Below are 16,180 nucleotides of genomic sequence, written 5' to 3'. Positions count from 1 at the left end.
AAGTGTACTCACCCCAGAACTAACTCCCCGAGAGTCTAGTGGCGGGCCGGTTTGTCGGTCCCCCCACCGGTAGCCAGGGCTGTGGCGGGCTACCCGTGGGGGACGCACTCCCCCACCCCGATCCGGGCGTCCCCGACGTCGACGGCGATCCGCCTGCCGCGTCGCACGACTACCGGTCCGATTCCGCGACAAGCCGCTCGACGGCCTCGATGGCCTCGCCGACGGCCCCCGGGTTCTGGCCGCCGCCCTGGGCCACGTCCGGCTTGCCGCCGCCTCCGCCACCGAGCGTCTTGGCGGCGGTGCGGACCAGGTCACCGGCCTTGAGCCCGCGCTCACGGGCGGCCTCGTTGGTGGCGATGACGGTCAGCGGACGGCCGCCCGCCACGGTGAAGAGGGCGACGACGGCCGGGCGGTCGCCCGGGATGCGCCCGCGCACATCCAGGACCAGCTTGCGCAGATCGTCGGCGGAGGTGCCGTCCGGCACCTTGGCGGCGACCAGGGCCGCGCCCCGGACGTCCTTGGCGCCCTGGGCGAGACCGGCGGCGGCCTGCAGCACCTTCTCCGCGCGGAACCGCTCGATCTCCTTCTCGGCCTCCTTGAGCTTGCTCAGCATTCCGGAGATCTTCTCCGGGAGCTCCTCGGGGCGGCCCTTGACCAGGTCGGTGAGCTGGGAGACGACCGTGTGCTCCCGGGCGAGGAAGTTGTAGGCGTCCACGCCCACCAGGGCCTCGACCCGGCGCACCCCGGAGCCGATGGAGGACTCGCCGAGCAGCTTCACCAGACCCAGCTGGGCGGTGTTGTGCACATGCGTGCCACCGCACAGCTCCTTGGAGAAGTCGCCGATGGTCACCACGCGCACCCGGTCGCCGTACTTCTCGCCGAACTCGGCGATGGCGCCCTGCTTCTTGGCCTCGTCCATGCTCATCACCTCGGCGGTGACGTCGAGCTCGCGCGAGAGCACCTCGTTGATCTTCTGCTCGACGTCCGTGAGGACCCCGCCGGGCACGGCGGTCGGCGAACCGAAGTCGAAGCGGAAGCGGCCGGGCGAGTTCTCCGAACCGGCCTGGGCGGCGGTCGGGCCCAGGGCGTCGCGCAGCGCCTGGTGGGTGAGGTGGGTGGCGCTGTGGGCGCGGGCGATCGCGCGGCGGCGCTTGAGGTCGATCCGGGCGTGGGCCCCGGCGCCGACCGTCACCTCGCCGACCTGGACGACACCCTTGTGCACGCTGACCCCGGGCACCGGCTGCTGGACGTCCCGGACCTCCACCACGGCGCCGGTGTCCAGCTTGATCCGGCCGGTGTCGGCGAGCTGGCCGCCGCCCTCGGCGTAGAACGGGGTGCGGTCCAGGACGACCTCGACCTCGTCGCCCTCGGTGGCGGCGGGCGAGGACACCCCGTCGACCAGCAGGCCGACGACGGTGGACTCGCCCTCGGTGTGGAGGTAGCCGGTGAACTCGGTCAGGCCGGAGCTGTCGGCCACCTCGCGGTAGGCGGACAGGTCGGCATGGCCGGTCTTCTTGGCCTTGGCGTCGGCCTTGGCGCGCTCCCGCTGCTCCTTCATCAGGCGGCGGAAGCCCTCCTCGTCCACCGAGAGGCCCTGTTCGGCGGCCATCTCGAGGGTGAGGTCTACGGGGAAGCCCCAGGTGTCGTGGAGCAGGAACGCCTTGTCGCCGGGGAGCATGGTGCCGCCGGCGGCCTTGGTGTCGGTGACGGCGGTGTCGAGGATGTTGGTGCCGGCCTTGAGCGTCTTGAGGAAGGCCGACTCCTCGGCGAGGGCGACGGTCTCGATGCGCTTGCGGTCGGTCAGCAGCTCCGGGTACTGCTGGCCCATCGTCTTGAGGACGACGTCGACCAGCTCGCCGACGACCGGCTCGGTGGCGCCGAGGATGCGCATGTTGCGGATGGCGCGGCGCATGATGCGGCGCAGCACATAGCCGCGGCCCTCGTTGCCGGGTGTGACGCCGTCGCCGATGAGCATGACGGAGGTGCGCATGTGGTCGGCGACCACGCGCAGCGAGACGTCGGAAGTCCGGGCGGCGCCGTAGGCGACCCCGGTCAGCTCGGTGGCCTTGTCCATGACGACGCGCAGGGTGTCGGTCTCGTACATGTTCCGCACGCCCTGCAGGATCATCGCCAGGCGCTCGAGGCCGAGACCGGTGTCGATGTTCTTGCTGGGGAGCTCGCCGAGGATCGGGAAGCTCTCCTTACCCTCGCCCGGACCGCGCTCATACTGCATGAAGACCAGGTTCCAGATCTCCACGTAGCGCTCGTCGTTGACGGCCGGGCCGCCCTCCTCGCCGAACTCCGGACCACGGTCGTAGTTGATCTCGGAGCAGGGGCCGCAGGGGCCGGGGACGCCCATGGACCAGTAGTTCGGGCCCATGCCCAGGCGCTGGATCCGCTCGGCGGGCACGCCGATCACCTCGCGCCAGATGCGCTCGGCCTCGTCGTCCTGCTCGTAGACGGTGATCCACAGCCGCTCGGGGTCGAGCCCGTAGCCACCCTCCTCCTGGGAGCCGGTCAGCAGCTCCCAGGCGTACTTGATGGCGCCTTCCTTGAAGTAGTCGCCGAACGAGAAGTTCCCGCACATCTGGAAGAAGGTGCCGTGGCGGGTGGTCTTGCCGACCTCTTCGATGTCCGGGGTACGCACACACTTCTGCACGCTGGCGGCGCGGTCGAAGGGCGGCTTGACCTCACCGAGGAAGTACGGCTTGAAGGGCACCATGCCCGCGGGGACCAGCAGCAGCGTCGGGTCGTCCGCGATGAGCGACGCCGACGGCACGACGGTGTGCCCGCGCTCCTCGAAGAAGCGCAGCCAGCGGCGGCGGATTTCAGCCGACTCCATCAGTGGTCCTCATTTCCGGCTTTGTGGAGCTTGTAGGGGGTGGTGCGGGTCAGCTCGGCCCGGCTCCGCTGGGCCGGGAGCCGCTTGCGGTCGTCCGGCGGTGGCGCCGAGAGCCCGAGCGCGTCCTTGAGCGCGGCCTCGCGGTCGGCCATGCCGTCCCGTACGTCGAGGGCGAAGACCTTGATCCGCCGGCCCGCCAGCACCGCGCGGTCAGCGGCCTGCGCCGCCAGGCTCTCCGGGGTGAGCTGGTTGAGCTTGCGGTTGACCTTGGTGGTGGCCCACACTCCGGCGGCGACGCCGGTGGTGAACCAGAATGTGCGGCGGAACATCCGGTCTGTCAGCCCTTCGATCCACGGTTGCGACGGCCGCCCCAGCGGGCGGACGGCAGGGTCTTGCCGATGACGACATTGCGCGCGGGCGCGGGCTCGTCCTCCGCCCGCCCCTTGCGGCCGATCGCCCGCCGGACGCCGTAGCCGAACGCGGCCACCTTCACCAGCGGGCCGCCGAAGGCGGTGGAGACGGTCGAGGAGAGCGCGGAGGCGTTGGAGGTGACCTCCTGGACGTCGGAGGCGATCGAGTCCACCCGGGCGAGCTGGGTGTTGGCCTCGCGCACGGTCGCGGACGCCTCGCTCAGCAGCGGCACCGCCTGGTCGGTGACCTCCGCCACCAGCCTGGTGGCCGCCTTGAGCGTCTGGGCCAGCCTCACCAGCGCCAGCGCCAGGAAGGACACCAGGATCGCCCAGAAGACGGCCACGAGGATCCCGGCCACCTCTCCACCGGACACGTCGCACCGCTCCCTGTCGCCGCTCGTCGTCGTTGTCTCGTGTTGGTCGTGCTCGGCGCGCTGACGTGTCGTGATGACGCGTCGTTCGGCGTCGTCCGTCGCCCGCCGCTCTCGGGCGGTATCCGGGTGCGGGCGGCAGGTATCGACCTTATCGCGCCGCGGACGCGCACCCGAAACGCATAACGGCCGCCGGGCGCCCGGTCCGGACCCGCCATCGGACAAGCCCGCGGGTTCCCCGTCGACCGGTGTCGAGAGGGAACCCGCGGGCTCGGGTGCGTACGGTCCGCTCCGCCGGATCAGCGGGCGTAGTACTCGACGACGAGCTGCTCGTCGCAGATCACCGGGATCTCCTTGCGGTTGGGGTCCCGGTCCAGGCGGAAGGCGAGCGCCTTCAGGTTCACCTGGAGGTAGCGCGGGGTCTCGCCGTCGGGGGCGTAACCACCCTCGCGCGCCACCTGGAAGGGAACCTTCTCGCGGCTGCGCTCGCGGACCATCACCACGTCGTCCGGGCGGACCCGGAAGGACGGCTTGTCGACCTTGCGGCCGTTGACCTCGATGTGGCCGTGGCTGACCATCTGGCGGGCCTGGTAGATGGTGCGGGCGATGCCCGACCGCAGAACGAGTGCGTCCAGACGGCGCTCGAGCTCGACGACCAGGGCCTCGCCCGTCTTGCCCTCGGCCTTCCGGGCGCGGTCGTAGGCACGGGCCATCTGGCGCTCGCTGATGTCGTACTGGGCGCGCAGCCGCTGCTTCTCCAGCAACCGGACCTTGTAGTCACTGGTCTGCTTGCGGCCACGGCCGTGCTCGCCCGGCGGGTAGGGGCGGGCCTCGAAGTACTTGACGGCCTTCGGGGTCAGAGCGATGCCGAGCGCCCGCGACTTCTTGACCTTGGGACGCGACTGGTTCACGGGGAACGAACCTCCATGTAAGTTAGGTGAGCCTTACCTTAGCCGAGGAGAACGCATGTTTCGACCTGGGATCCCCCTGCCCAGCACTGGTCAGAGCCCCGAGGAGGGTCAGCCGCGTCCCATGGAAAGCACCCTGCGGCCCACAGCGGCAGAGCGCGTACGTACTCTCGTTGAATGCAAGGCTACGGCTTCGTTGACGATTCCCGGAATCGAGGCCCTGGACGACCTGGGGGTGGACGGTCCCACCGCCCGTACGGTCGCCCCGGACGGGGACGTGCTGCTGCTGATGCCCAGCGCCTCCCCCGCCGCCCGCGCCGCCACCCACGCCCAGGACGACGAGCTGACCTGCGTGATGGAGATCACCGACGTCGCCCCCGTCGCGATGCCCCACCGGATCCGCGGCCGCGCCTGGGTGGCCGGCTGGCTCACCCCCGTCCCCTGCGGTGAGCGCACGCGCACCGCGGCGGCGCTGCTGGCCGAGCGGCATCCAGTGGGCGAGCTGCTCGGCCTCGACCAGGCGCCGCGGCCGCCGCGGCGCGGTGGGCCGGCCACCGGGGTGGGGCCCGCCGGGAGAGCCGCCTGGACGCTGCTGCGGCTGGAGGTCGGCGAGGCGTGTGTGGACGACCTGTGGGGCGCGGACGGCGTCGAGCCGGACGACTTCACCTCGGCCGACCCCGATCCGCTGGTCCGGCACGAGGCCGATCTGCTCCAGCATCTGCACGCCGCCCACAGCGAGCAGGTGCGCGGGCTGTGCGCGCTGCTCGGCGACCGCTCCGACCTGGTCTGCACCCGGGGCCCGGCCACCCCGGTGGCGCTGGACCGCTTCGGACTGCGGGTGCGCTTCACGGACGAGGCGGACCGGCCGTTCGACGCGCGCTTCGACTTTCCCGAGCCGGTGCGGAACGTGTCCGAGCTGCGGTACGCGATGCACGCCCTGTTCGACGCGGCGGCGGGCTGAGGGCGTCCCCGGCGGTGGGGGTGGGGTGACGGAGGCGGCTGCCGGCGGGGGCTGACCACTATGACAAGGGCGCGGCCGGACGTCGGCGGACCGCTACGACGAGACCCCTACGACGAGGTGCCGGCGGACCGTCGGCGGACCGCTACGACGAGACCCCTATGACGAGGTGGCGGCCGGACCGTCGGCGGACGGCGGCGGGTCGCCGCGCAGCCGCGCCCGCACCCGCTCCACCACATCCGCGTACCGCGCCTCGGCCCCGTACCGCGTGGGCTCGTAGTACCGCTTGCCGTGGATCTTGTCCGGTGCGTACTGCTGCGCCGCGATGCCGCCCGGCAGATCGTGCGGATAGAGATAGCCCTGTGCGTGGCCGAGCTTCTTGGCGCCCTGGTAGTGGCCGTCGCGCAGATGCGGCGGCACCGGACCGGCCAGGCCCGCCCGCACATCTGCCAGCGCCGCGCCGATCGCGGTGGTGGCGGCGTTGGACTTCGGCGCGAGCGCCAGGGCGATGGTGGCGTGGCTCAGGGTGAGCGCGGCCTCCGGGAAGCCGATCAGGGCGACCGCCTGCGCCGCGGCCACGGCGGTGGGCAGGGCGGTGGGATCGGCCAGGCCGATGTCCTCGCTCGCCGAGATCATCAGCCGCCGGGCGATGAACCGCGGATCCTCCCCCGCCTCGATCATCCGGGCCAGATAGTGCAGCGCCGCGTCCACGTCCGAGCCGCGGATGGACTTGATGAGGGCGCTGGCCACGTCGTAGTGCTGGTCCCCGGCGCGGTCGTACTTCACCGCGGCGCGGTCGACCGCCTCCTCCAGCGAGGTCAGCGTGACCTCGGACTCGCCCTTGTCCAGGGCCGCCCCGGCGCCCGCCTCCAGCGCGGTGAGCGCCCGCCGGGCGTCGCCGCCCGCTATCCGCAGCAGATGCGCCTCGGCGTCCTCGGGGAGGGTGACCGCCCCGCCGAGCCCGCGCTCGTCGGTGAGCGCGCGCCGCAGCAGCCCGCGCAGATCGTCGTCGGTCAGCGGCTCCAGGGTGAGCAGCAGCGAGCGGGAGAGCAGCGGGGAGATCACGGAGAAGTACGGATTCTCGGTGGTGGCCGCGATCAGCGTCACCCAGCGGTTCTCCACGGCGGGCAGCAGCGAGTCCTGCTGGGCCTTGCTGAAGCGGTGGATCTCGTCCAGGAAGAGCACGGTGTCCCGCCCGTACGCCCCGGAGGAGCGGCGCGCGCCGTCGATGACAGCCCGGACCTCCTTGACCCCCGCGGTGATGGCCGACAGCTCGACGAAGCGCTTCTGGGTGGCCTGGCTGACCACATACGCCAGGGTCGTCTTGCCGATGCCCGGCGGGCCCCAGAGGATCACCGAGGACGGCCCGGCCGGACCCCCGCCGCCCTCGCCCACGAGCCGCCGCAGCGGGGATCCGGGGCGCAGCAGATGCTGCTGGCCCACGACCTCGTCGAGGGTGCGCGGACGCATCCGCACGGCCAGCGGGCTGCTGGCCGGATCCTTCTCCTGGCGGTCCTCTGCGGCGGCGGTGAACAGGTCTGGCTCCACCCGGGAAGCCTATGCCAACCCACCGACAACGCCGCCGCGCGCAGGGTCCGGAGGGCGCGGGCTCAGCCCTGAGCGCCCGTCCAGAAATCCCACCAGCGGGTCAGGATCAGCATCCCGATGACGCCGATCCACACCACCGGGACCACCCAGTGGAACTCCATGAGCCCGCGCCGCAGCCCGTCCGGCGCGGGAAGGTGGCCGTGCTTGAGGTTGTGGCCGGTGACGTAGCAGAACATCACGATGGTGGCGACCCAGGCCAGGCAGCACCACAGGCACAGCGAACCGATGACGTACAGCGACTCGTACTGGAGCCAGGTCACGAAGCCGACGCCGAAGAGCGTGCCCGCGTTGAAGGTCAGCCAGTACCAGCGCGGGAAGCGCGCCCCGGTCAGCAACGACATGCCCACGCAGATCACGATGCCGTAGGCGACGAGGCCGAGCATCGGGTTCGGGAAACCGAACGCCTGCGCCTGGTCGCTCTCCATGATGTTGCCGCAGGAGACGACGGGGTTGAGGCTGCAGCCGGGCGTGAAGACCTTACCGTCGGCCTTGTACTCGAGGATCTTGTTCTTGTCGATCGTGATGACCCAGGCGGCCAGCAGTCCCAGCGCTCCGGTGATCACGAGCAGGAGGGCGAAGGCACGACTGCCTCCCGTCCCGGCCCGCGAGCCCTCCCGCGCCTCGCCGGACTCCACGTCGTCCATCACTGTCGTCGCCATACTCGCCGTCCGTCGCTCTCCGCCGTCTCCAGCCCCGTCGGGCACGGCCATTGTGCCGCACCCGCTGTCGCCGTAGGGCGCGCTTATCACGGTCATGCCATGGTGCCCTGTCCCCCGTTCGGAGGACATAAGACGGGCTTCCCGGTCGTCCCCTGGACCGGGGCGGCACCGTCACGCTCATGGGCATGGCAGACGAGGCGGTACGGGTACGCGGCCTGCGCAAACGCTATGGCGCGGTGACCGCGCTGGACGGCGTTGACCTGGGCATTCAACAGGGCGAGGTGTTCGGCGTCCTGGGCCCCAACGGGGCGGGCAAGAGCACGACGGTGGAGATCCTCCAGGGCCATCGGAGCCGGGACGCGGGCGAGGTCACGGTGCTGGGCCGGGACCCCGCCTCCGGGGGACGCGAGTGGCGGTCCCGAATCGGCATCGTTTGGCAGGATGAATCCGCCCCGGCCGAGTTGACGGTCCGCGAGACCGTACGCCATTTCGCCCGCTACTACCCCCGGCCACGCGACCCCGAGGAGGTCATCGGCCTGGTCGGGCTGGAGGACAAGGCGGGCAGCCGGATCAAGGCGCTGTCGGGCGGCCAGCGGCGCCGGCTGGATGTGGCCCTCGGCGTGATCGGCGGTCCGGAGCTGCTGCTCCTGGACGAGCCGACGACGGGCTTCGACCCGGCGGCGCGGCGGCGGTTCTGGGAGCTGATCCGGCGGCTGGCCGACGAGGGCACCACGATCGTCCTCACCACGCACTACCTGGACGAGGCGGAAGCGCTGTCCGACCGGCTCGCGGTCATCGCCGCGGGCCAGGTCGTGGCCGAGGGCGCGCCCGCCGAGCTGCGCGAGCGGCACGGCAGCCGGGCGACGGTCCACTGGAGTGAGCCCGGCGGCGGGGCGCGCCAGGAGGAGACGGAGACCCCGACCCGTGCGGTCGCGGAGCTGATGCGCCGCTTCGACGGGGAGATCCCGGGGCTGCGGATCTCCCGGCCGACCCTGGAGGACGTCTATCTGCGGCTCACCGGACAACTCGACGAGCAGCCCGGGGAGGGCACGCGATGACCACCACGACGACCACCTCCGCCACCGCCCGCCGCGCCTCCGGGGCCGCCCCCGGGCGGCTGCCCGGCGCCTGGACCCTCGGGCTGCACCGAGGCGTCCTCGAGCTCAAGCAGTTCTTCCGCCGGCGCGAACAGGTGGTCTTCACCTTCGCCTTCCCCATCGTCTTCCTGGCCCTGTTCGCCTCGATCTTCCGGGACGATGTGCGGGGCGCGGGCGTGACCGCCTCCCAGCTGTACGCCGCGGCGATGATCGCGTCGGGGGTGATGTCGACCAGCTTTCAGTCGCTGGGCGTCTCCATCGCGCTCGAACGGGACGAGAAGGTGCTGCGGCGGCTGCGCGGTACGCCGATGCCCCCGGCCGCGTACTTCCTCGGCAAGCTGTGGCTGGTCCTGGTCTCCGGGATCGCCGAGACGGTGCTGCTGCTGGTCGTCGGCGCGGCGCTCTTCGACCTCGATCTGCCCACGGGCGCGGCCACCTGGCTCACCTTCGCCTGGGTCTTCGCCCTCGGGCTGACCGGCTGTGCGCTGCTGGGCATCGCGATCAGCAGCGTCCCGCGTTCGGGCAGGAGCGCCACCTCGGTGGTCGTTCTGCCGTTCCTGGTGCTGCAGTTCATCTCCGGCGTCTTCATCTCGATCGACACGCTGCCCGACTGGATGCTGACCGTGGGCGCGTTCTTCCCGCTGAAGTGGATGTGCCAGGGGTTCCGCGGGGTGCTCCTGCCGGACTCGGCGGCCGTACTGGAGCAGGCGGGCTCCTGGGAGTACGGGCGGATCGCCCTGGTGCTGGGCGCCTGGTGCGTCGGAGGATTGGTGCTGTGTCTGCTGACCTTCCGTTGGAAGAGCCACCGGGACGGCTGAGCGAACCGGCCGGCCCTCGCGATCCGGACGTGTACAACCGCACCTACCGCCGCTGGGACGCCTATTTCGCGATCGTCTTCGCGGCCACGTTCCTGTTCGTCCTGGGCGGATCGGACCCCGGGCCCGGACTGCGCACGGTCGCGGCGGCCGTCTTCGCCGCGACCGCGCCGTGGTACGTGCTGGTCGGCCGGCCGGTGATGCTCACCGAAGGTGAGGACAGCCCCCGCGCGGTGGTCTATCTGGTGGGGCTCTTCCTGCTGTTCGTGGTGCCCTCTGCACTGGTCGGCGAGGTCCGGATCGCCATCTTCGCGCTGACGCCGCAGTGCTTCATGCTGCTGCGGATGCGCAGGGCGCTGATCGCCGTCACCGTGATCAATGTCGTCCCGGTGGTGGTGTGGGCACTCGTGGAGCGGCCGGACTCCGGGGATCTGTTCTTCAACTCCCTCTTCGCGGCCGTCTCCTGGGCCTTCTCCCTGCTCATCGGCAGCTGGATCATCATGGTCCTGCAGCAGAGCACGGAACGCGCCCGGCTGATCGCCGAACTGGAGGCCAGCCGCGAGGAGGTGGCCCGGCTGTCGACCGCGCACGGCGCCCTCGCGGAGCGGGAACGGCTGACCCGGGAGATCCACGACACCCTCGCCCAGGGCTTCACCAGCCTGCTGATGCTGGTTCAGGCGGTGGAGTCGGAGCTGGACCACGATGTGCCGCTGGCCCGCCGCCACCTGGGGCTCATGGCCCGTACGGCCCGGGAGAACCTCGCGGAGGCCCGGGCCCTGGTCGCCGGGGCGGGCCCGGCGGACCTGGACGGCAGCTCGCTCCCCGACGCGCTACGGCGGCTGGCCGCGCGGCACGGGGAGCAGACCGGCGCCCCCGCCGGCGTCGAGGTCTCGGGGGCGGTCCGGCCGCTGCCCGCCGCCGTGGAGGTGGTGGCGCTGCGCGGCTGTCAGGAGGCGCTGGCCAACGCCCGCCGGCACGCGGGGCCGGGCGCGGTGGTGACCATCGCGCTCGGCTACGGCGAGGACGCGCTGCGGCTGCGGGTCCGGGACACCGGCCGCGGCTTCGACCCGAGCGCCCCGCGCGAGGGCTACGGCCTGGCCGGGCTGCGCGCACGGGCGCGCGAGGTGGGCGGCACGGCTCGAGTGTCCGCCGCCCCGGGTGAGGGCACGACGGTCGCGCTCGAACTGCCCGTCCGGCCGCCCGCCCCGTCCCCCCATCCCTCCCGGCCGACGGTACGAACGAGGAGCGCACGGTGATCCGGATCCTGATCGCGGACGACCACCCGGTGGTGCGGGAGGGGCTGCGCGGCATGCTCGGCACCGAACCCGATCTGACGGTCGTCGGCGAGGCGGACAGCGGTCCGCGGGCGGAGGCGCTGTGCGCCTCGCTGCGGCCCGATGTGGTGCTGATGGACCTGCGGATGCCGGACGGCGACGGGGTGGAGTCGATCGCCCGGATGACCGCCGCCGGGCTGCCGTCCCGGGTGATCGTGCTGACCACGTACGAGACGGACGGGGACATCCTGCGCGCGGTGGAGGCGGGGGCGGCGGGCTATCTGCTCAAGGACATGCCCCGCGCCGAACTGGCCGGGGCCGTACGCTCCGCCGCACGCGGCGAGACGGTGCTGGCCCCTTCCGTCGCCGCCCGGCTGATGGACCAGCTGCGTGACCGGCCCGAGCGCCCCCGCCTCTCCGAGCGGGAGACGGCCGTGCTGCGGCTGGTCGCGGAGGGGTGCACCAACGCGGAGATCGGCCGCCGTCTCTTCATCGGCGAGTCGACGGTGAAGACCCATCTGCTGCGGGCCTTCGGCAAGCTGGGCGTGGACGACCGCACCGCGGCGGTCACCAGCGCGATGCGGCTGGGACTGCTGTAGGGCGGCGAAAGGGGGCCCGGGAAGCTCCCGTGCCCCCTTTCCTGCGTCTCGGTCAGGCGAGGCTCGAGCGTTGCTCAGGCGAGGCGTTCGCGGACCGCCTCGACCACCTCGGTCAGCGGGACCGGGGACTGCTCGCCGGACTCCATGTCCTTCAGCTGGACCACGTTCTCGGCGAGGTCGCGCTCGCCCGCCACGATGGCGTAGCGGGCGCCGCTGCGGTTGGCGGCCTTCATGGCCGCCTTCAGACCCTTGCCGCCGTAGGCGAAGTCCGTGGCGACGCCCGCCGTGCGGAGCTCGCCGACCAGGCCGAAGAGGACCTTGCGGGCCTCCTCCCCCAGCGGCACCGCGAAGACGCTGACGGCGGCGGGGAGGTTCAGCTCAACGCCCTCCGCCTCCAGGGCCAGCACCGTACGGTCCACGCCGAGCGCCCAGCCCACCGAGGGCAGGGCCGGGCCGCCGATCATCTCGGCCAGGCCGTCGTAGCGGCCGCCGCCGCCGACCGCGGACTGGGAGCCCAGGCCGTCGTGGACGAACTCGAAGGTGGTGCGGGTGTAGTAGTCCAGGCCGCGCACCAGCCTCGCGTCGTCCTCGAAGTCCACGCCCCGCGCGGTGATCAGCTCGCGGACCTCCGCGTGGTACGCCTTGCACGCCTCGCACAGATAGTCGCGCAGCAGCGGGGCGTCGGCCAGCTGCGCGCGCACGGCCTCGCGCTTGTCGTCCAGCACCCGCAGCGGGTTGATCTCGACGCGCCGCCGGGTGTCCTCGTCCAGGTCCAGGGCGCGCAGGAAGTCCTGGAGGGCGGCCCGGTAGACGGGGCGGCAGGTGGCGTCGCCCAGCGAGTTCAGCAGGATGCGGAAGTTCCGCAGCCCGAGCGAGCGGTAGGCGTCGTGGGCCAGGACGATCAGCTCGGCGTCCAGGGCCGGGTCCTCGGCGCCGATCGCCTCCGCGCCGACCTGCGAGAAGTGGCGGTAGCGGCCCTTCTGCGGGCGCTCGTAGCGGTAGTACGAGCCCGAGTACCAGAGCTTGACCGGCAGCGATCCGGCCTTGTGGAGATTGGCCTCCAGGGCGGCACGCAGCACCGAGGCGGTGCCCTCGGGGCGCAGCGCGAGTTCGTCGCCGCCCTTGGTGGTGAGGGTGTACATCTCCTTGGTCACGATGTCGGTGGACTCGCCGACGCCGCGCGCGAAGAGCTCCACGTTCTCGAAACCGGGGGTCTCGATGTAGCCGTAGCCGGAGCGCCTGAGCGGTGCGGCGATCGCCTCGCGCACCGCGAGGTAGGTCGCGGAGGCCGGCGGGATCAGGTCGTACGTGCCCCGGGGGGCTTTGAAGGTGCTCAACGGAAGTCTCTCGTCACATTCCTCGTCGCGGAGCCGGGCGCCGGGCGCCGTCTCCCAGGCCGGCGGCCACCTCGCGCAGATACGGGTTGGTGGCGCGCTCACGGCCGATGCTGGTCTGGGGGCCATGGCCGGACAGCACCACGGTCGAGTCGTCGAGCGGCAGGACCACACGGGCCAGCGACTCGAGGATCTCGGCGTGATCGCCGCCGGGCAGATCGGTGCGTCCGATGGAGCCGGCGAAGAGCAGATCGCCCGCGAAGAAGACGGACGGGATGTCCGCCTGCTCGGGCATCTGGAAGGTCACCGACCCCTTGGTATGGCCCGGGGTGTGCGCGACGGTGAGCTCCAGGCCGGCCAGCTTCAGCTCGGCGCCGTCGGCCAGCTCCTTGACGTCGTCCGGCTCGCCCACGGTGAGTTCGCCCATCAGCGGCATGCCGATGGAGCGCCCGAGGGCCTTCTCGGGGTCGCTCATCATGAAGCGGTCGGACGGGTGGATCCAGGCCGGTACGCCGTGCGCGCCGCAGACCGGGACGACCGAGGCGACATGGTCGATGTGGCCGTGGGTGAGGATGACCGCGACGGGCTTGAGCCGGTGCTTGGCGACCGCCTCCGCGACGCCTTGGGCCGCTTGATGGCCCGGGTCGATGATCACGCACTCCTCACCGGCGGCGGGGGCGACCAGATAGCAGTTGGTCCCCCAGGCCCCGGCGGGGAACCCGGCAATGAGCACGATCGTCCTTAGAAGTCGTCCGGTGAAAGATTGTCGGCGGCTTCAGAGCCTACCGGCGGCGCCCCGGCCACAGCGAACCCGTATACCGTACGGCCGAGCCCTCGTACACAACAGCAGCACACCGACGGCACACGCCATGAGGAGACGACCCGGTGGTCAGTAACGAGCAGCGGCGGAGGCAACTCGCCCGGGAGAAGTACCTTCGGCAGCAGCAGCGGCGCGAAACCGCCCGGCACAAGTCGCGGCAGCGCAATGTGGTGATCGCCGCCGTGCTGGCCGTGGTCCTGGCCGGCGGCGGTGCCGTCGCGGCCACGGGCGCGCTGTCCGGGAACGACAAGGACAAGAAGGACGACGCCGCCTCCTCCGCCACCCCCTCGGCCGCCCCCACCAGCAAGGCGCCGGACCCCTGCGCCAAGGAGGCGAAGGCGGTCGCGGGCAAGAAGCCCAAGAAGCTGTCGTGGAAGAAGGAGCCGGCGGTCACGATCGACAAGTCGGCCTCCTACACGATGAAGCTGGAGACGACCTGCGGGGACATCTCCATGACCATGGACGCGGGCAAGGCGCCGCACACGGTCAACTCCTTCAGCTTCCTGGCCGGCAAGGGCTACTTCGACCACACCAAGTGCCACCGGCTGGTGAACCAGGGGATCTACGTGCTCCAGTGCGGTGACCCGCAGGGCACCGGCGCGGGCGGTCCCGGCTACACCCTCCCGGACGAGAACCTCAAGGACGCCTCGATCAAGGGCGGCAAGTACCCGGCCGGGACCGTCGCCATGGCCAACCAGTACAACCCGCAGACCAAGCAGGGCCGGAACACCGGCGGCAGCCAGTTCTTCCTGGTGTACAAGAAGAGCGACCTCCCGCCGGACTACACGCCCTTCGGCACCGTGGACAAGGCCGGGATGAAGGTCCTGGAGAAGATCGCGAATGCCGGGGCGGCTCCGCCGGACCAGACGATGAACACCGCCCCGAACGCCAGCGTGGTGATCAACAAGGCGACGGTCGGCAAGTCCTGAGGTCGCCGGGCTCGCGTACTGCGAAATTTCGGTCGCGCAGGATACGGACAGCCGGGGCACCGGTCGCCTATGTTGGCGTTGTGTAGGGTGCCTGGCCCGATGGCCGCCACCCTGATATGAGACTGGCCAGGGCGTATCCCGGTCGGAAGAAACTGTGGACGATGCCGGCGGGCCGCGCGCCCGCCCCGGCATCATGTGGAGGAGGCGCTGTGAGCAGCGAGCCTTGGGGCCGCGTCGACGAGGCGGGGACCGTGTACGTGCGTACGGCCGACGGGGAGCAGGTCGTCGGATCGTGGCAGGCGGGATCGCCGGAAGAGGCCCTCGCCTACTTCGAGCGCAAGTACGACGGGCTGGTCGTCGAGATCGGCCTCCTCGAGCGCAGGGTCAAGACCACCGATCTGTCCGCCAAGGACGCGACAGCGGCCATCGAGCACATCCGCCACCAGGTGGACGAGCATCACGTGGTCGGCGATCTGGACGCGCTGAAGAAGCGGCTCGACAAGCTCACCGGAGAGGTCGAGGTCCGCCGCGAGCAGCGCAAGGCGGCCAAGGCGGTCCAGACCGACGAGGCCCGCAGGGCCAAGGAGGACCTGGTCGCCGAGGCCGAGCAGCTGGCCGCCAGCGAGCAGTGGCGGGCGGCCGGGGAGCGGCTGCGCGCCCTGGTGGACACCTGGAAGGGCCTGCCCCGGCTGGACCGCAAGACCGACGACGAGCTGTGGCACCGCTTCTCGCACGCCCGCTCGGCGTTCTCCAAGCGGCGCAAGGCGCACTTCGCCGCCCTGGACGCACAGCGCGAGGAGGCCCGGCAGACCAAGGAGAAGCTGGTCGCCGAGGCCGAGGCGCTCTCCGGCTCCACCGACTGGGGTCCGACCGCGGCCCGGTACCGGGAGCTGATGTCGGACTGGAAGGCCGCGGGCCGCGCCCAGCGCGAGTCCGAGGAGGACCTGTGGAACCGCTTCCGCGGTGCGCAGGACATCTTCTTCCAGGCCCGTAGCGAGGTCTTCGCGGAGCGTGACGCCGAGCAGCGGGAGAATCTCACCCGTAAGGAGGAGCTCGTCGTCGAGGCCGAGAAGCTGCTGCCGATCTCGGACATGAAGGCGTCCCGCGCGGCCTTCCGGTCGATCAACGAGCGGTGGGAGGCCGTCGGCCATGTGCCGAGGGACGCCCGCGCCCGTATCGAGGGCCGGATGCACGCGGTGGAGCGCGCCATCCAGGACGCCGAGGAGACGGAGTGGCGGCGGACCAACCCCGAGGCGCGGGCGCGCGCCGCGGGGCTCACCGGCCAGTTGCAGGACGCCGTGGACAAGCTGCGGTCCCAGATCGACGCGGCCCGCGCGGCGGGGAACAACGCGAAGGCCGACAAGCTCTCCAAGGAGCTCGAGGGCCGGCAGGCGCTGCTGGACCAGGCGCTGAAGGGCCTCCAGGAGTTCGGCGGCTGAGCGCGCGCTGATCCGCGTACGGCGGCGGGCCCCCGGGGCGAAGGCGCCGGGGGCGGCCGCCGGGGGGTGAGCGGCGGGGGGGGTGTTCGACAGCGGGGTGGAAACGGGGTTTGAGGG

The 16,180-nt window shown here is 71.7% G+C and carries 15 protein-coding genes; 7 read left to right on the top strand and 8 right to left on the bottom strand.

Features of this window, described 5'->3' with window-relative positions; translation table 11 throughout:
* Nucleotides 1–169: 169 nt before the first annotated feature.
* The 4 genes from alaS to rpsD all read right to left on the bottom strand — a co-directional run bounded on the left by alaS (nt 170) and on the right by rpsD (nt 4,534).
* Nucleotides 170–2,842: an alanine--tRNA ligase gene (gene alaS, locus ACFXB5_RS09355; RefSeq protein WP_385204484.1), complete on the bottom strand. Its 2,673-nt coding sequence runs from the start codon at nt 2,840–2,842 to the stop codon at nt 170–172.
* Complete coding sequence (locus tag ACFXB5_RS09350) at nt 2,842–3,171, bottom strand: DUF6167 family protein (protein ID WP_037951636.1); 330 nt, start codon at nt 3,169–3,171, stop codon at nt 2,842–2,844. The genes alaS and ACFXB5_RS09350 overlap by 1 nt, the downstream gene beginning before the upstream one ends.
* An 8-nt stretch (nt 3,172–3,179) precedes the next feature.
* A complete protein-coding gene (locus ACFXB5_RS09345) occupies nt 3,180–3,626 on the bottom strand; it encodes a DUF948 domain-containing protein (protein WP_385204481.1) in 447 nt (148 codons plus the stop codon).
* Nucleotides 3,627–3,922: 296 nt separating this feature from the next.
* The gene (gene rpsD, locus ACFXB5_RS09340; protein ID WP_201854561.1) at nt 3,923–4,534 is read right to left on the bottom strand and encodes a 30S ribosomal protein S4; all 612 of its coding nucleotides are present in this window, start codon (nt 4,532–4,534) and stop codon (nt 3,923–3,925) included.
* A gap of 193 nt (nt 4,535–4,727) precedes the next feature.
* Between rpsD and ACFXB5_RS09335 the strand changes: the two genes are divergently transcribed.
* The gene (locus tag ACFXB5_RS09335) at nt 4,728–5,492 is read left to right on the top strand and encodes a DUF2470 domain-containing protein (protein WP_385204476.1); all 765 of its coding nucleotides are present in this window, start codon (nt 4,728–4,730) and stop codon (nt 5,490–5,492) included.
* A gap of 156 nt (nt 5,493–5,648) precedes the next feature.
* Here ACFXB5_RS09335 and ACFXB5_RS09330 read toward each other — a convergent pair whose 3' ends face one another.
* Both ACFXB5_RS09330 and ACFXB5_RS09325 read right to left on the bottom strand, forming a co-directional pair.
* Complete coding sequence (locus ACFXB5_RS09330) at nt 5,649–7,037, bottom strand: replication-associated recombination protein A (protein WP_210947496.1); 1,389 nt, start codon at nt 7,035–7,037, stop codon at nt 5,649–5,651.
* 62 nt (nt 7,038–7,099) lie between these two features.
* A complete protein-coding gene (locus ACFXB5_RS09325) occupies nt 7,100–7,756 on the bottom strand; it encodes a vitamin K epoxide reductase family protein (protein ID WP_385204472.1) in 657 nt (218 codons plus the stop codon).
* Between the two features lie 179 nt (nt 7,757–7,935).
* Between ACFXB5_RS09325 and ACFXB5_RS09320 the strand changes: the two genes are divergently transcribed.
* Genes ACFXB5_RS09320 through ACFXB5_RS09305 form a run of 4 tightly spaced genes read left to right on the top strand, consistent with a single transcriptional unit; the run spans nt 7,936 to nt 11,541 of the window.
* Nucleotides 7,936–8,814, top strand: a complete 879-nt coding sequence (locus ACFXB5_RS09320) for an ABC transporter ATP-binding protein (RefSeq protein ID WP_385204469.1) — start codon at nt 7,936–7,938, stop codon at nt 8,812–8,814.
* Nucleotides 8,811–9,671 carry an ABC transporter permease gene (locus ACFXB5_RS09315; RefSeq protein ID WP_385204466.1) on the top strand — a complete coding sequence of 287 codons (861 nt, stop codon included), beginning with the start codon at nt 8,811–8,813 and terminating at the stop codon, nt 9,669–9,671. The genes ACFXB5_RS09320 and ACFXB5_RS09315 overlap by 4 nt, the downstream gene beginning before the upstream one ends.
* Nucleotides 9,629–10,924, top strand: a complete 1,296-nt coding sequence (locus tag ACFXB5_RS09310; protein WP_385204463.1) for a sensor histidine kinase — start codon at nt 9,629–9,631, stop codon at nt 10,922–10,924. Before ACFXB5_RS09315 ends, ACFXB5_RS09310 begins: the two co-directional genes overlap by 43 nt.
* A complete protein-coding gene (locus tag ACFXB5_RS09305; RefSeq protein ID WP_385204460.1) occupies nt 10,921–11,541 on the top strand; it encodes a response regulator in 621 nt (206 codons plus the stop codon). Before ACFXB5_RS09310 ends, ACFXB5_RS09305 begins: the two co-directional genes overlap by 4 nt.
* A gap of 74 nt (nt 11,542–11,615) precedes the next feature.
* Here the strand turns inward: ACFXB5_RS09305 and hisS are convergent, their stop codons facing one another.
* Both hisS and ACFXB5_RS09295 read right to left on the bottom strand, forming a co-directional pair.
* Nucleotides 11,616–12,878, bottom strand: a complete 1,263-nt coding sequence (gene hisS / locus ACFXB5_RS09300) for a histidine--tRNA ligase (RefSeq protein WP_385204457.1) — start codon at nt 12,876–12,878, stop codon at nt 11,616–11,618.
* 13 nt (nt 12,879–12,891) lie between these two features.
* Nucleotides 12,892–13,608 (bottom strand): MBL fold metallo-hydrolase, encoded by a 717-nt coding sequence (locus ACFXB5_RS09295; RefSeq protein WP_385204454.1) that lies wholly within the window; start codon nt 13,606–13,608, stop codon nt 12,892–12,894.
* 152 nt (nt 13,609–13,760) lie between these two features.
* On the opposite strand from ACFXB5_RS09295, the gene ACFXB5_RS09290 reads away from it, so the two are divergent.
* Both ACFXB5_RS09290 and ACFXB5_RS09285 read left to right on the top strand, forming a co-directional pair.
* Nucleotides 13,761–14,624 carry a peptidylprolyl isomerase gene (locus tag ACFXB5_RS09290; RefSeq protein ID WP_385204451.1) on the top strand — a complete coding sequence of 288 codons (864 nt, stop codon included), beginning with the start codon at nt 13,761–13,763 and terminating at the stop codon, nt 14,622–14,624.
* A gap of 209 nt (nt 14,625–14,833) precedes the next feature.
* Nucleotides 14,834–16,063 carry a DUF349 domain-containing protein gene (locus ACFXB5_RS09285; RefSeq protein ID WP_385204448.1) on the top strand — a complete coding sequence of 410 codons (1,230 nt, stop codon included), beginning with the start codon at nt 14,834–14,836 and terminating at the stop codon, nt 16,061–16,063.
* The last annotated feature ends 117 nt before the right edge of the window (nt 16,064–16,180 follow it).

It is taken from the genome of Streptomyces sp. NPDC059455 (genome assembly GCF_042750115.1).
GTDB classification, from domain to species: Bacteria; Actinomycetota; Actinomycetes; order Streptomycetales; family Streptomycetaceae; genus Streptomyces; species Streptomyces endocoffeicus.
The sequence above is the reverse complement of the archived record's forward strand: the minus strand, read 5'-3'. Positions and strand labels throughout refer to the sequence as shown.